General features: G+C 55.6%; 13 protein-coding genes. 7 read left to right on the forward strand and 6 right to left on the reverse strand.

All coding sequences use genetic code 11. The features are described from left to right. Positions 1 to 85: 85 nt before the first annotated feature. The 3 genes from AC0YNU_RS01955 to fabF form a co-directional block, all read right to left on the reverse strand. On the reverse strand, positions 86 to 640 hold the full coding sequence (locus AC0YNU_RS01955) for an outer spore coat protein CotE (RefSeq protein WP_475752629.1): 555 nt from the start codon (positions 638 to 640) through the stop codon (positions 86 to 88). A gap of 137 nt (positions 641 to 777) precedes the next feature. After that, a complete protein-coding gene (locus tag AC0YNU_RS01960) occupies positions 778 to 1,791 on the reverse strand; it encodes an aromatic acid exporter family protein (RefSeq protein WP_475752630.1) in 1,014 nt (337 codons plus the stop codon). Positions 1,792 to 1,903: 112 nt separating this feature from the next. Continuing rightward, entirely contained in the window at positions 1,904 to 3,151 is a 1,248-nt protein-coding gene (gene fabF / locus AC0YNU_RS01965; RefSeq protein ID WP_475752631.1) for a beta-ketoacyl-ACP synthase II, read from the reverse strand. 159 nt (positions 3,152 to 3,310) lie between these two features. Here fabF and AC0YNU_RS01970 point away from each other — a divergent pair, with 159 nt between their 5' ends. Continuing rightward, positions 3,311 to 4,177, forward strand: coding sequence for a helix-turn-helix transcriptional regulator (locus AC0YNU_RS01970; protein ID WP_475752632.1), 867 nt, complete (start codon positions 3,311 to 3,313; stop codon positions 4,175 to 4,177). A gap of 106 nt (positions 4,178 to 4,283) precedes the next feature. Here the strand turns inward: AC0YNU_RS01970 and AC0YNU_RS01975 are convergent, their stop codons facing one another. Further along, positions 4,284 to 5,810, reverse strand: a complete 1,527-nt coding sequence (locus AC0YNU_RS01975) for a carboxypeptidase M32 (protein WP_475753924.1) — start codon at positions 5,808 to 5,810, stop codon at positions 4,284 to 4,286. Positions 5,811 to 5,919: 109 nt separating this feature from the next. On the opposite strand from AC0YNU_RS01975, the gene AC0YNU_RS01980 reads away from it, so the two are divergent. Both AC0YNU_RS01980 and AC0YNU_RS01985 read left to right on the forward strand, forming a co-directional pair. Further along, entirely contained in the window at positions 5,920 to 6,240 is a 321-nt protein-coding gene (locus tag AC0YNU_RS01980; protein WP_475752633.1) for an iron-sulfur cluster biosynthesis family protein, read from the forward strand. A 97-nt stretch (positions 6,241 to 6,337) separates the two neighbouring features. Beyond that, a complete protein-coding gene (locus tag AC0YNU_RS01985) occupies positions 6,338 to 6,883 on the forward strand; it encodes a beta-class carbonic anhydrase (RefSeq protein WP_475753926.1) in 546 nt (181 codons plus the stop codon). A gap of 143 nt (positions 6,884 to 7,026) precedes the next feature. On the opposite strand, the gene AC0YNU_RS01990 is transcribed toward AC0YNU_RS01985, so the two are convergent. Beyond that, a complete protein-coding gene (locus AC0YNU_RS01990; RefSeq protein WP_475752634.1) occupies positions 7,027 to 7,557 on the reverse strand; it encodes a DUF309 domain-containing protein in 531 nt (176 codons plus the stop codon). A 131-nt stretch (positions 7,558 to 7,688) separates the two neighbouring features. Between AC0YNU_RS01990 and AC0YNU_RS01995 the strand changes: the two genes are divergently transcribed. The 4 genes from AC0YNU_RS01995 to ytxJ all read left to right on the forward strand — a co-directional run bounded on the left by AC0YNU_RS01995 (position 7,689) and on the right by ytxJ (position 11,015). Then, complete coding sequence (locus tag AC0YNU_RS01995) at positions 7,689 to 8,123, forward strand: hypothetical protein (protein WP_475752635.1); 435 nt, start codon at positions 7,689 to 7,691, stop codon at positions 8,121 to 8,123. 2 nt (positions 8,124 to 8,125) lie between these two features. Continuing rightward, complete coding sequence (locus AC0YNU_RS02000) at positions 8,126 to 8,404, forward strand: YxcD family protein (protein ID WP_161694458.1); 279 nt, start codon at positions 8,126 to 8,128, stop codon at positions 8,402 to 8,404. A 229-nt stretch (positions 8,405 to 8,633) separates the two neighbouring features. Beyond that, entirely contained in the window at positions 8,634 to 10,562 is a 1,929-nt protein-coding gene (locus AC0YNU_RS02005) for a glycosyl hydrolase family 18 protein (RefSeq protein WP_475752636.1), read from the forward strand. Between the two features lie 105 nt (positions 10,563 to 10,667). Beyond that, positions 10,668 to 11,015, forward strand: coding sequence for a bacillithiol system redox-active protein YtxJ (ytxJ, locus tag AC0YNU_RS02010; RefSeq protein ID WP_475752637.1), 348 nt, complete (start codon positions 10,668 to 10,670; stop codon positions 11,013 to 11,015). Between the two features lie 159 nt (positions 11,016 to 11,174). On the opposite strand, the gene AC0YNU_RS02015 is transcribed toward ytxJ, so the two are convergent. Continuing rightward, positions 11,175 to 12,938, reverse strand: coding sequence for a putative bifunctional diguanylate cyclase/phosphodiesterase (locus tag AC0YNU_RS02015; protein WP_475752638.1), 1,764 nt, complete (start codon positions 12,936 to 12,938; stop codon positions 11,175 to 11,177). Between the last annotated feature and the right edge of the window lie 309 nt (positions 12,939 to 13,247).

Genomic DNA, 13,247 nt, shown 5'->3' on the forward strand with positions numbered 1-13,247 from the left:
TATTTTTGGAAAAAAAAGAGGGCTCTCGCCCTCGAATCTTTCCCTGCATGCGCATACGATACATCAGACCTGTAACCCGCGAAAATTACAGTTCGTCGTCGAGCAGCTCCGGATCCAAATCTTCGAAGTCGCCGTCGTCGCCATACTCGTAATCTTTTCCGTCCTCGGATCCGCCAGGCAGCGTAGCTACCCAGATTTTCGTCTCGGCGACCAGCTCAACCGCGAATTCGCGCTCCACGCGAATAACGACGCCGGAACCGCTGGACGAAATGTTGGCCTCGATACAATTTGGCTCTTGCGTCGACTCCGCAGACACTTCCTCGGTCGAAGCCCGGTGCTTCGGATCCAGATAGGAAAGCGGCACATGTTCAACGTAAGAAAGCGTCTCTTTTGCTACGTCGGTTTGGGAGTTTTTGTTGTAAGAATACCAAATGTTGATATCGTAAGTACCGATAACCTCGATCCCGTCTCCGGAACGGACCGCCTCGTATTGATGATTGATAATCCACGCTCCCAGTATGCTAGTGGGATGATGAGGCGGCGTTACGTTGTGGGTTACTGTGGAAAACTTACGACCTTTTCCGCAGACAGCTTTGGTAATTATTTCTCTAGCCTTAAGCTGTTTATCTGCATAAGCCATCGATCTAACCTCCTCCATACAATCATTCAATTAAAGTGTATGCAGGACATTCGTCTAGGGTGACTATTTCTTTTTGACCTGTACAAATTTTATAGACGCTTTGGAAGAAACGGCTTTAGCCTGCTTTCTCAAGTCGTCTATTCGGTCATTTCAGCCTTTGCTGCTCCGCGTTCGGAGGCAGTCTTCAGGCTGTCTTTTTGCTTTTTGAGCCGTTTGGCGATCGCCAGATACCGCTTCAGTTCCAGCAGCAGATGCAGCAAGGCGGCCCTCATCTCGAACTCGTCGCGCGTCGCGGGAAGCGGCATCGCCCGGAAACGCGCTTCCAACGCCTTGATCCGTTCTTCCACGCCGCCCTCGTACACCTCCGACTTCACGTCGCCGGATAGATGATCGAACAGCTCCGCGGTCAATTCGCCCTGCGGCAGCTTCTCGTACACGAAGGCGAGCTGACCCAGCATATTCCCGATCGCTTCCAGCTGCTGCTGCCGCATGTCGAAGTAGCGGGACCAGTAGCGGTGATAATCGCTCCCATGCTGCCAAATCCGGTTCTCCCGGCTGATCTCCGCGCGGCGGATGCCTTCTTCGATCCCGCGGCCCGCGCTGAGCAGCTCCTCGCCGCCCCAGACGAGGGACGGATCGCGCAGCGTCTTGGCGAGCGTACGGAAAATGATGGCGAAATTTTCTTCCGTCTTATGCCGGAGCTCTACCAATATATGCTGATCCTTCGGCATGTAGATCAAATTAATGACGGTCGCCCAGCCGAGCCCCGTGAGCAGCAGCATGATTTCATTGCCGATCAGCGATAGCGTCACTTCTTCCCGGGCGTAGACGTGAAAGACGATGACGGCGCTCGTGGCGATGCCGTCCTTCAAGCCTGCGCGAGAGAGAATCGGAAACGCGAGCAAGACGAAGATGGAGATTGTCCAGAGATGAAACCCGAAGGTCATGAACAGTCCGGACGCGAAGATCAGACCGATCACCGAAGCCATGAACCTCGCAAACGCGCTCTTCAGCCCCCGAAGCCGAGTCACCTCGACGCCGAGGATCGCGAGCAGACCGGCGGACAGCGCCGGATTCAGTCCCAAATAATAGGCGGTGTATAGCGCGCCTAGCGCGGCAATCGCGGTCTTGATTACTCGAATTCCCAACATGCAGCGCTCTCCTTAGCAGATGCGGATGACATACCGAAGCCGCCATCATGCATCGTTCGAAAAAAGCCGCGAGCGTACCGCTCCGGCTTCGATTGTTCTTCTATGGTACCCTTCACGCTTGAGGGGAGTCAACCGCTTTGACGACGATGACCGCATTGTGGCCGCCGAAACCGAACGAGTTGCTTATGCCGATCGAGAGCTCCTTATGCCTCGCCTGATGCGGCACGTAATCGAGGTCGCATTCGGGATCGGGCTGATCGAGATTGATCGTCGGAGGAATGATGCCTTCCTGCAGGCTCTTCGCCAGCGCGACTGCCTGGGTGCCGCCGGCAGCGCCGAGCATATGGCCGGTCATCGATTTCACCGCGGTTACCGGAATGCCGGAGGCCTTGTCGCCGAACATCCGCTTAATCGCCCGCGTCTCCGACAGATCGCCGATCTCCGTGCTCGTCGCATGAGCGAAGATGACGTCCACCTGATCCGGGCTGATTCCCGCTTCCTTCAGCGCTGCCTTCATGGCCAAGTAAGGTCCGAAGCCTTCAGGATGCGTCGCTACCATATGATACGCATCGGAGCTCGCGCCATAGCCGATGATCTCGGCGTACATCCGCGCCTTCCGTTTGCGGGCATGCGACTCGGATTCCAGCACGACGATGCCTGCTCCTTCCGCGATGACGAATCCGTCGCGGCCGCCGTCGAACGGCCGGCTGGCCTTATGCGGCTCGTCGTTGCGCGTCGACAATGCCGTCGCGTTCCCGAAGCTCGCAAGCGAAATCTCGGTCACCGCCGCTTCCGTCCCGCCTGCGATAACGATATCCGCATAACCATGGCGGATGAGGCGGAAGGCTTCGCCGATTGCGGTATTGCCAACCGAACACGCCGTAACAGGCGCGAGCGTCGGGCCGTGCAGCCCAAAGCGAATGCTGATCATGGCCGCAGCCATGTTGGCGATCATCATGGGGACAAGCGTCGGACTGACGCGGTCAGGCCCGCGGCCCGTGAGCACCGCATCTTGAGCGAGCAGCGTTTCCAAGCCTCCGATGCCGGAGCCGACGTAGACGCCGACGCGTTCGACGTCGATGTCCGCTCCGTCCAGCCCGGCATCCGCCCAGGCTTGATCGGCTGCCGCCAGCGCGAATTGACTGAAGCGGTCCATACGCCGCGCTTCCTTCTTGCCGAATAAAGCCTCCGCATCGAAATCCTTTACGAGCCCCGCAATACGAGCGCGATGATTGGATACATCGAAGCGGTCGATCGCGGCCACGCCAGATTCACCCCGTTTCAAGCCTTCCCAATACGTATGAACATCGTTGCCCAGCGGGGAAACGACGCCCATGCCCGTAATAACAACCTTCTCCATCTCGAACTCCTCCTTCAACTATCCTTGTGGTGCTATGTTGCCATACATGTTATCCTATTACAAGTTGTCGTTTATCCTAGTATAATTACTAACACCACCACGATACGTGCAGCAATGGATGCAATAGAGCACGGGATAACGGAAGAAAGGAGCCTGATCATGAATCCGCATGCTAGATTGAAAGCCCTCTCCAGCTTCTTGATGGCCCAGCGCGCCAAACGGACACCCGAAGAGGCTGGATTGACGCCCGGCACGCGCCGCAGGACGCCGGGACTGCGCCGGGAGGAGGTCGCCCAGCTCGCCGGCGTCAGTCCGACCTGGTACACATGGCTGGAGCAAGGCCGCGACATCAAGGTGTCCGCTTCCGTGCTGGAAGCCGTCTCCTCCGCGCTGCGCCTTGATCCCGACGAGCGCAAATATTTGTTCGCGCTCGCGCTTGAAACAGGCGCCGGCACGACCGCGCTGCGCGAGGAAACGGCCCGTATCAGCCCTCCGCTGCGTCGAATTCTGGACGAGCTTCGCACGTGCCCGACGATCATCTCGGACCGACATTGCCATATCGTCGGATGGAATGAAGCCGCCGCGCACGTGTTCATGGATTTCGAGCTTATTCCGGAACAGCAGCGCAATATGATCGCCCTGCTGTTCGAGCGCAAGGAATTTCGCCGCCTCGCCGGCAACTGGGAGCATTTCGTCAGCGGCTTCCTGGCCATCTTCCGCGCCTACTACGGACAATACGTCGATGACGACTGGTACGAGTCGTTCCTGCGAGATATGATTGCCGCCTACCCCGACTTCAATCCGCTTTGGGAGAAAAGCCGGGTGAGCGCGGCCCCCGAGGTGCTGATCGAATTCCGCCATGCCAAGGCAGGCAAGATGCTGTTCCATCTGACCTCGCTGCAGCTGCAGGGCAACAACGATCTGCGATGCAGCATCTATACGCCTGCTCCCGACTCGCCGACGGAGTCGAAGCTCAAACGGCTCATGGACAAGGAACAGCAGGGCCAAGAGTCCGATTTGCCATGATGAGGTCTCAGGCAATGTTCAAGTTCGACTCGTCTTGCCTATTATCCATAGAAAAGACCCCCTTCACCCATAGGCGAAAGGGGTCCTCCCGGCAGTAAACCGATCGTTACAGTTTATAAATAGCGGCGTACTTCTTCTCCAAATAGCGAACGAGATAATCCGGATCCAGCGGCTTGCCGGTAATGCCCTCGATCAATTCGGAAGGCGTTCTCAGCTTGCCGTATTGATAGATCTTATCCGTCAGCCATTCCTTGATCGGAAGCAGATTGCCCTGCTCCACGAGCGACCAGAATTCCGGCAGCTCGCGCTCCAGCGTATCGGTAATCTGCGCGGCGTACATATTGCCCAGCGAGTAAGACGGGAAGTAACCGAACGCGCCGCCTGACCAGTGTACGTCCTGCAGCACGCCTTCGCCGTCGTTCTGCGGCTCGATGCCGAGGTACTCTTTGTACTTCGCATTCCACAGCGCCGGCAGCTCGGACGCTTTCGCGCCTTCGTTGAAAATCAGCTTCTCCAGCTCATAACGGATGATGATGTGCAGATTGTAGGTCAATTCGTCCGCTTCGATACGGATGAGCGAAGGCTCCACGACGTTCGTCGCGCGGTAGAACTCCTCCATGGACACGTCCAGCTGGCCCGGGAAATGCTGCTGCAAATCGCCGTAATAGCGGCTCCAGAAGCTCATCGAACGGCCGATTACGTTCTCCCAGAAACGCGACTGCGATTCGTGGATGCCCATGGACGTTCCCGTCGCGAGCGTCGTGCCGACCAAATCCTTGCGAATGTTCTGCTCGTAAAGCGCATGCCCGCCTTCGTGAATCGTGCCGAATAGCGCGCTGGTCACGTCGCCCTCGAGGTATCGCGTCGTGATCCGCACGTCTCCGGGGTTCAAGCCCGTAGCGAATGGATGGGCGCTTTCGTCCAGCCGGCCCGCGGCGAAGTCGAAGCCCATCTGCTCCAAAATAAACAGACTGAATTTCTTCTGCGCTTCTTTCGGGTATTTCTGCTGCAGGAATCCGGTCTCCGGCTGATGCGGCGATGCCGCGATAGCCGCGGACAGCGGAACGAGCTTCTCCCGCAAGCCGCCGAATACGCGGTCAAGCTCCTCCGTCGTCATGCCCGGCTCATAGGCATCGAGCAGCGTGTCGTAGCGCGTGCCTTTAACGCCCCACAGATCGATGAATTGATTCGTATAAGCGATGATTTTGTCCAAGAACGGCTCGAACGACGCATAGTCGCTGTTCGTCTTCGCCTCTTCCCACATCGATTCGGCCTGCGACGTCAGCACGACGTAGTCCTGATACAGCTTCGGCGGGATTTTCACGCTGCGGTCGTAGTCCTTGCGCGTCTCCGTGACGAGACGCCGGTGCACTTCGTTCAATGTCTCGTATGTATCCGGCTTCTCGAGGGCAGTCAGCCACTCGCCCAGCTCCGGGGCAGTAGAGAGCTTGAACATTTGTCCGGACAGATTGCCGATAGCCTCCGAACGGACATCCATCCCTTTGCGGGGCGCTCCCGTGCGCAGATCCCAATAAAGTACCGCGAGCGCTTCTTCATAGCTCTTGATCAATCCGATGCGTTCGATAAACGGTCCCAGCACTTCGTTATTCTGTGTTGTCGTCAATGCTATCATCACCTTTCCAGCGTCGTATTCCCGCTCCTACTTGATCATACTTTTTGCAAACCGTATAATCAACTTTAATCCTACATAGCCATTCACTTCGCGGAAAGGAGTCCTTATCATGCATTTTACTTTTACTCCCAGCGCTGTGGAGAAGCTGTCCGAACCGCTTGCGGACGGCAGCAAGAGCTTGAAGCTTCTATATGATACGGAGGGCTGCGGCTGCGTCATGAACGGCGTGCCGACGCTGCTTGCGGTCAACGCGCCTGAACAGAACGATACGCTCGGCGAAGGTACCCCCTACTCGGTATGGTACGAGCCCAATTACGAAGTGTTCTTCGAGCCTGAGCTCAAGATCGATTATCAAGCGTCGCGCAATGCGTTCGTCCTGAAAAGCGACAGTCAAATTTACACCTCGAATTTGCGTTTCATCAAGCAATAAAGCAATAACGACCGCGCATGACAGCTACAAAAGAGAGATGAACGGCATACTTGTGGGATATTTCGGAGGAGGAACCAGCTTGAGTACTGTACAAACCATGTTAGCCTTTAATGAACAATTCGTGGAAAACCGCGAATACGAGCAATATTTGACCACGAAGTTCCCCGATAAGAAAGTCGCCATCGTCACCTGCATGGACGCGCGGCTTACGGAGCTGCTTCCGAAGGCGTTGAACCTGCGCAACGGCGACGCCAAAATCATCAAGAACGCCGGCGCCATCGTCACGCAGCCGTTCGGCAACATCATGCGCAGCATCCTGGTCGCCGTCTACGAGCTCGGCGCCCAAGAAGTCATCCTCATCGGCCACCACGATTGCGGCATGACGGGACTCGATTCCGATGTGGTCCTCTCGCACATGAAAGAGCGGGGAATCTCGGAAAACACGATCGACACGCTGAACAATTCGGGCATTCACCTCGAACGCTGGCTGACCGGCTTCGACAACGTGCAGGACAGCGTGGAACGAAGCGTAGGCATTATCAAGAACCATCCGCTTCTGCCGCCTGGCACCCCGGTCCACGGCATGATCATTCACCCGACCACGGGCAAGTTGGATCTCGTGGTTGACGGCTACCAGGATTAAACGGCATTCAAAAGAAGCTTAGCATCGCAAGGGGCAGTTTCCTTGCGGCGCTAAGCTTTTTTATTTTAATGAAGTATGCCGTCTTCAGCGAACGCGTCCATTCATAAATGCGGACAACCTTCCGGGCACGGCAGCTGCAGGCATCAGCCCCTTCTTAGACGACTTCTCTCCGCGGCTGCAGCCGCTCTAGCGGCGATTACGTCACTGCGGTCGCGCAGACTATGCCTGTGCACCAGCGCCTCATCGGCGGCGCTTGGCGCTCCCCAGACGTTGCCTTCCGATTCGGCCGAGTCCCGGAGCCGCTTCAGCAGCTCCCGATCCGCGATCGGAATCGCCAAATCCGCGAATGCCTCCCCGCTCTCCGCTTCGGCAATTCTCCGGTCAATTCGTGCCAACAGCTCTTCGCCGTCGATCCCGAGCTGCGTCAGTTGCCCGGCTTCCAGCCGGCGGAAGGCTTGGCGGTACATTTTCGAAGCGCCACGGAAATTGTCCCTGCGGTGATGATAGGAGCCTACGGCGAGTTGAATCAATCCGACCCATGCATTGCCGTATCCGTCGTCGGGATGCTTCTTCCAATACTCCTCGAGCAGCTCGTGGCACTCGAAATAGTCTCTCGTAGCATGAAATTCATATAAATACGACTCGTAATCGACCGGATATCGTCCATTGTCCACCCTGATCCCCCATTTATTCCGTCATTATTCCGAAACGGGAATGAAAACTGAAACCTTTGATTATATTATTCGTAATTGTACTGAAGTGCAATAAGCCTAGCAGCTTATGAATAACAGGAGGAGATTTGCAGATGAAGAAGGGGATTATGATTTTCATGGCATTCGCGCTGTTCTTCGTGGTCAGCGTCGGATCCGCAGATGCCAAACCGCGCGGCGGCGGCTTCAAATCGCCGAAGAAGAGTTATTCTTCGACGCCGGCCAAGCCTGCGGACAATGTAAACAAGAGCACGTCGGGCACCTCGGGTACGACGAAATCGGGCACGACGGCGAACGCGAACCGCGGATTCTTCAGCGGCGGCGGCTTCATGAAAGGACTCATGATCGGCGGCTTGGCCGGCATGATGTTCGGCGGCTTGTTCGGCAACATGGGCTTCCTCGGCAACATATTCGGCTTCCTGATCAACATACTCGCCATCTATGTCGGCATCGTGCTGATCCTCGGTATCGTCCGCTACTTCCGAAACCGGAATAAGCCTGCGAATCCCGAGCATCGGAGACCTTATTAACAATGCGGATCTACACCGACGAGATTATTAATGCCGTTTGCCTCCATATGGCAGAACGCAGAGGCGTCTCGCCGACGGATGTCGAAGTGCAGCTGTCATGGGAGGAAGAATACGGCTATACCGCAGAAGTATGGGTGAAAGGCCGCAGCCAGTACCTGGTCGAGGCCAATCTGCTGGAGGCGATCGAGCAATATTTGCTGAAGCAGTACCAGCTTCGCAAATTCCGCTCTCAGATCACGTTGGACGCCGACGAGGAATTTTGGGCGGACATCGAAGATTGATGCCAGACAAAGGATTGGGATTTAAGATTTAGGATTTAGTTTTAGGATTTAGGATACACCGACGGGTGCAGCTCACGCTGCCCCGTTTTTTTATGGCTTCGGAATCGCCTCTCGGCCGTTTCGACAGCCGTTCTCTCCTCATTTATGAGAAAATTGTCGAATAACGCAACCTCCTCCAACATATTGCGTCTAACTGCGTAGTTTGAGAGAGGAGCGAACGTACACGCATATGCAGAATCGAATCAAATGGACCTCCGTTATCGCCGTTTCCCTGGCCTTGCAAGCCGGCTTGACGACGTTCGCCGCATCGGACGCGCATGCCGCCTCCGACAGCACGAAGAACTACCGCGTCTACCAGAACGACAAAGCGCTCCGCGAATTTACGACGAGCACAAGCGCCATCACCTACGCCAAATCGTTCTCCTATTCCCATGTCGAGAAAATTACGGGCCGCCAATGGCTGTGGGACAATTTCCCGAGGTACAAGGTCTATGAGAACGGCATCTCATCCCCTGGCCGCGAATTCAAGACGTTGGCAGAAGCGAAGCATTACGCCGCCAGCAAACGATTCGCCCAAATCCGCGACATGGAGGCGCCGGGCTTCATTCAAGCCGAATTCCCGAATTTCCGCCTGTACCAAGGCGACAATACAACGGATGCCTGGTCGTTCGCGACGCTTGCCGACGCGAAGAAAGCTGCCAAATCCTTTGCGAACAGCCACATCATGGATCTGTCCACCAACCAATGGGTGTGGGACAATTTGACGGCAGCTCAGGAAAATGCGCAACGCGCAGCCGCGCCGAAATACGGCTTAATGAAGGACGGCGAGCAGCTCGGAGCCAAAACGTACGGATTCCTGCTGGATGCGATCCGTGCTTCTGCCAGCCGCCCCGGCAGTACGGTCGTCAATACGTCGACGAATAAGGTCGTGCATCGCAATGAACCTTCCTTTACGGTCATTCAGTCCGGTCCCGTGCTGGGCTCTTACAATAGCATATATAGCGCGATCGCGTATGCCAAAACGTTATCCGGCGCTACCGTCTTGAAGGACGGCGTGCCCTGGTGGACGAACATGCCTTATTTATCCGTCTTCCAGGGAAACAAGCTGCTGAAGAACTTCCATACGCTGAAAAGCGCCGTTCCGTATGCCGCGCAATACAGGGATAGCATTGTCGTTACGGCAGACAGCCGCACCGTCTGGGACAATACCAAGCAGCTGCTCTATCTCGGCTGGAACGGCTCTTCCCGCACGCAGACCGTAATGGACCAAATCGGCCAAACGCAGGGATTGGATATCGACTCCCCGTCTTGGTTCGAACTCGCCGCTGCCGACGGCTCCTTTACCGATGCTTCCGATCCGGCGCTCGTCAGCTCGCTTCGTTCGTCCGGCATCAAGCTGACGCCGCTCGTCAGCAATCAATTCGACAGCAAGCTGACCAGCGCATTCCTGCGCGATGCTGCCGCGAAGACGCGGTTCATCACGAAGCTCGTGGCCAAGCTCTCGGCATTAAAAGTGGCGGGCGTCAACGTTGACTTCGAAGGGCTAGCCGGCGGCGATCGCGCGCTCTATACCGCATTCATTCGTTCATTAACGTCCGCCGCGCATCAAGCCGGACTGACGGTTTCCATTGATTTGCCGCGCGGCGACATCCGTTGGGATGCCCAGACGGCCTACGATCAGGCCGCGCTGGCCGGAATCGTGGACATGATCATGATTATGGCGTACGATCAGCATTGGCAGGGCGGCGACGAGGCTGGATCCGTGGCGGAGCTCGCCTGGACGGAGGAAGGCGTGAAGCAGTTCCTGGCTTACGGCGTCCCTCGAAGCAAGCTGATGCTCGGCGTTCCGTTCTATGTTCGCGAATGGAGCATCGATGCCTCCGGCAAGCTTGCGGGCAGCCAAGCCATCCTCATGAAAAGCATCGCCCAGCTGATCCAGTCCACCGGCGCGACGGGCACGTACGACGCGGCTTCCGGACAGGTCAAATACAGATATAATGCCGCGGACGGCTATACGCATGTGTTCTGGGCGGAAACGCCTTCCACCGTTAAAGCCCGTGTCGCGATCGCGCAAAAGTATGATTTGGCAGGCGTTGCCGCATGGCGGCTCGGCTACGAACAGGCCGACCTATGGAGTATGCTTCTCCAGCAAAAATAGCATCATGGGAACGACGGGACAAGAGTGGTACCGCACTTCTCGTTGTGGTATGATGATGAGCAAGCAGTACTGTAACTCATTTCATAACAGTTAGGAGAATGCGACATGTCCCAACCATTCAAAGAAATTCAATCCATCGAGGAATGGAATGCCGCGCTTGAAGGCTCCGCCTCCCGCCCGCTCGTCGTGTTCAAACATAGCACGACTTGCCCGGTCAGCGCGAACGCGTACAATGAATTCACGAACTACTTAAACAGCGAAGAGGCTCCCGGCGATACGGACTACGTGCTTGTCAAAGTGATCGAGTCGCGTCCTGTCTCCAATCAAATCGCCGAAGACATCGCGGTCAAGCATGAATCGCCGCAAATCATTCTCGTGAAAGACAAAGCCAAGTATTGGACGGCTTCCCACTGGTCCATTACGGAAGCGCACATGAAGGCGGTTATGAACTAGACGCCGAATCACCGTCCAAGTTCCAAATTCAGAAGCCCCGGGTAACAAGTGTACATCCTTGTCGCCCGGGGCTTTATTTGTGACGTATTCGCATTCTGATTTTATTAGTGACTTGTTCGCGTTCTGATTTTATTGGAGACTTGTTCGCATTCGCGTCGATTATGAGGTTTTCCGCAGTCTCGTTTGCATGAGGTCTGCCGACAGCGGCTTATCGATGAAATAGCCCTGCCCTTTGTCGCAGCCCATTTCACGCAGCCATGTCATCTGCTGATCCGATTCGATGCCTTCGGCGACGACCGTCTTGCCGAGATGATGCGTCATCGTGATCATGGCGGCAACGACGGAACGAACCGAATGGACATCGACCATCTCGGCAATGAACGACTGATCGATCTTGATGACGGAAATCGGCAGCTGGCGCAGCAGGCTCAAGGAGGAATAACCTGTCCCGAAATCATCGATGGATATTTCGACGCCGAGCGCTACCAGATCGTCCAGCATCTTCAGCGTAAACTTCAGCTTGTCGATGACGACGCTCTCCGTGATTTCGATGCACAGCTTCCTCGCATCCAATTCCGTTTCCTTCAAGATGCCCTTGACCATGTCCGCGAAATCCGGCTGCATGAACTGCTTCGCCGATACGTTGACCGATACGGTCATCGATGTCCGCCCTGCCCGTTCCCACCGCTTCGCTTCTTTGCAGGCTTCTTGCATCACCCATTGGCCAAGCTTCAAAATCAAGCCGGTCTGCTCCGCGAGCGGAATAAAATCCGCCGGGGACACGACGCCGTAATCCTTGGAATTCCAGCGTACGAGCGCCTCCGCCCCGATCATAGCCCCGCTCTCGATATCCGTCTGCGGCTGATACAAGACATAGAACTCATTCTCATCCAACGCCTTGCGCAGGCTCGCCTCCATATCCACCATGCGTTTGATCGACGCGTTCAATTCTTTGGAGAATAACCGATACTGGCTGCCGCCGCTCGTTTTGGCATGGTACATCGCAATATCCGCATTCTTGATGACGGCATCCACCGTATCGCCATCGCCCGGGAATAAGCTGATTCCGATGCTCGCGGTAATGTAATAGTCGCTGCCGAGCAGAGAAACCGGCGTTTCCAGCACGTCCTGAAGCTCCTCCGCCAACCGGATGATCTCGTCGAATTCCGCTGCGCCGCGCACCAACACCATGAATTCGTCTCCGCCCGCGCGCGCCAACAGCGAATCTCCGTTCAAGCACCCGAGAAACCGTTCCGTGATCACTTTCAGCACGTCATCGCCGCATTGATGGCCAAGCGTATCGTTGATCAGCTTGAACCGATCAAGGTCGACGAGCAGCACGGCATCGAAGGTCGAGGCGTCGTTCTTGGCGGCTAGCGCTTCGTCCAGCGCCTGCTGGAAGGCAAACCGATTCGACAGTCCGGTTAACATATCGTGATGCGCCAGATACTCCGACTGCTTCTCGATGCTTTTGCGAAGCGTAATATCCCGAATGATCGCGATCGCGTAGGACTCCCCGTTCTCCTCCATGGTCTCCATGTCGATCAGCACGATTTTCGTATCGCCGCCCGCTCCCCGCATCGCCATCTCCTTGCCCTGCCAGCGAATATGAGGGAACTCCCGGCCATACAGCTCATTGAATAATCGACGGTCTTCAGGAAGGAAGAACGTCTCTAAACCGTAATGATGAAGAGCTTCTTGGGCGAAACCGAACATATCCTCCGCCTTGGCGTTCGCTTCATGAATACGGGCATGCCGATCCAAAATGAGAATCGGCGCAGGCGACATCTGATACAGCACTTCGTATTTCCTTGCCGTCCGGTTCTCCCTTCGGAAGCGATTTCTGCGATACATCAGGATCGACAACAAGAGGAGAACGACGAGCAGAACCAGTATGACAAGGAGATGACCATCGTATAGCAAGAAAGCACCCCCAGCAGTATTTGTTTCACGACCTGCGACCTACGAAAGCGAACAACCAAAAAATACCGTTGTGTTAAATTATACCTTTTATTCGACATAATTCAATGAAATCCGAAGATTTTAACTAGTCTTTAGGAACTATTCGTATCCGAATTTATCGAATTTAGTCGAATTTCGTAACCCTTTGGTCCCATAACTCCCTCGTAACAGGTCGAAGATGTCGCAATAACGAAAATTTCCGGCTGTGCGGGGATTCGCAATTCCCATCATATTACTTCTCCGGTTGGGAGAAACGTTCCTCTGAGCACG

This window comes from Paenibacillus sp. J31P316 (assembly GCF_056269105.1).

Coding starts and splice junctions, on each gene's coding strand:
- AC0YNU_RS01955 (WP_475752629.1), bottom strand. CDS start 640: ATGGCTTATGCAGATAAACAGCTTAAGGCTAGAGAAATAATTACCAAA.
- AC0YNU_RS01960 (WP_475752630.1), bottom strand. CDS start 1,791: ATGTTGGGAATTCGAGTAATCAAGACCGCGATTGCCGCGCTAGGCGCG.
- fabF (WP_475752631.1), bottom strand. CDS start 3,151: ATGGAGAAGGTTGTTATTACGGGCATGGGCGTCGTTTCCCCGCTGGGC.
- AC0YNU_RS01970 (WP_475752632.1), top strand. CDS start 3,311: ATGAATCCGCATGCTAGATTGAAAGCCCTCTCCAGCTTCTTGATGGCC.
- AC0YNU_RS01975 (WP_475753924.1), bottom strand. CDS start 5,810: ATGATAGCATTGACGACAACACAGAATAACGAAGTGCTGGGACCGTTT.
- AC0YNU_RS01980 (WP_475752633.1), top strand. CDS start 5,920: ATGCATTTTACTTTTACTCCCAGCGCTGTGGAGAAGCTGTCCGAACCG.
- AC0YNU_RS01985 (WP_475753926.1), top strand. CDS start 6,338: ATGTTAGCCTTTAATGAACAATTCGTGGAAAACCGCGAATACGAGCAA.
- AC0YNU_RS01995 (WP_475752635.1), top strand. CDS start 7,689: ATGAAGAAGGGGATTATGATTTTCATGGCATTCGCGCTGTTCTTCGTG.
- AC0YNU_RS02000 (WP_161694458.1), top strand. CDS start 8,126: ATGCGGATCTACACCGACGAGATTATTAATGCCGTTTGCCTCCATATG.
- AC0YNU_RS02005 (WP_475752636.1), top strand. CDS start 8,634: ATGCAGAATCGAATCAAATGGACCTCCGTTATCGCCGTTTCCCTGGCC.
- ytxJ (WP_475752637.1), top strand. CDS start 10,668: ATGTCCCAACCATTCAAAGAAATTCAATCCATCGAGGAATGGAATGCC.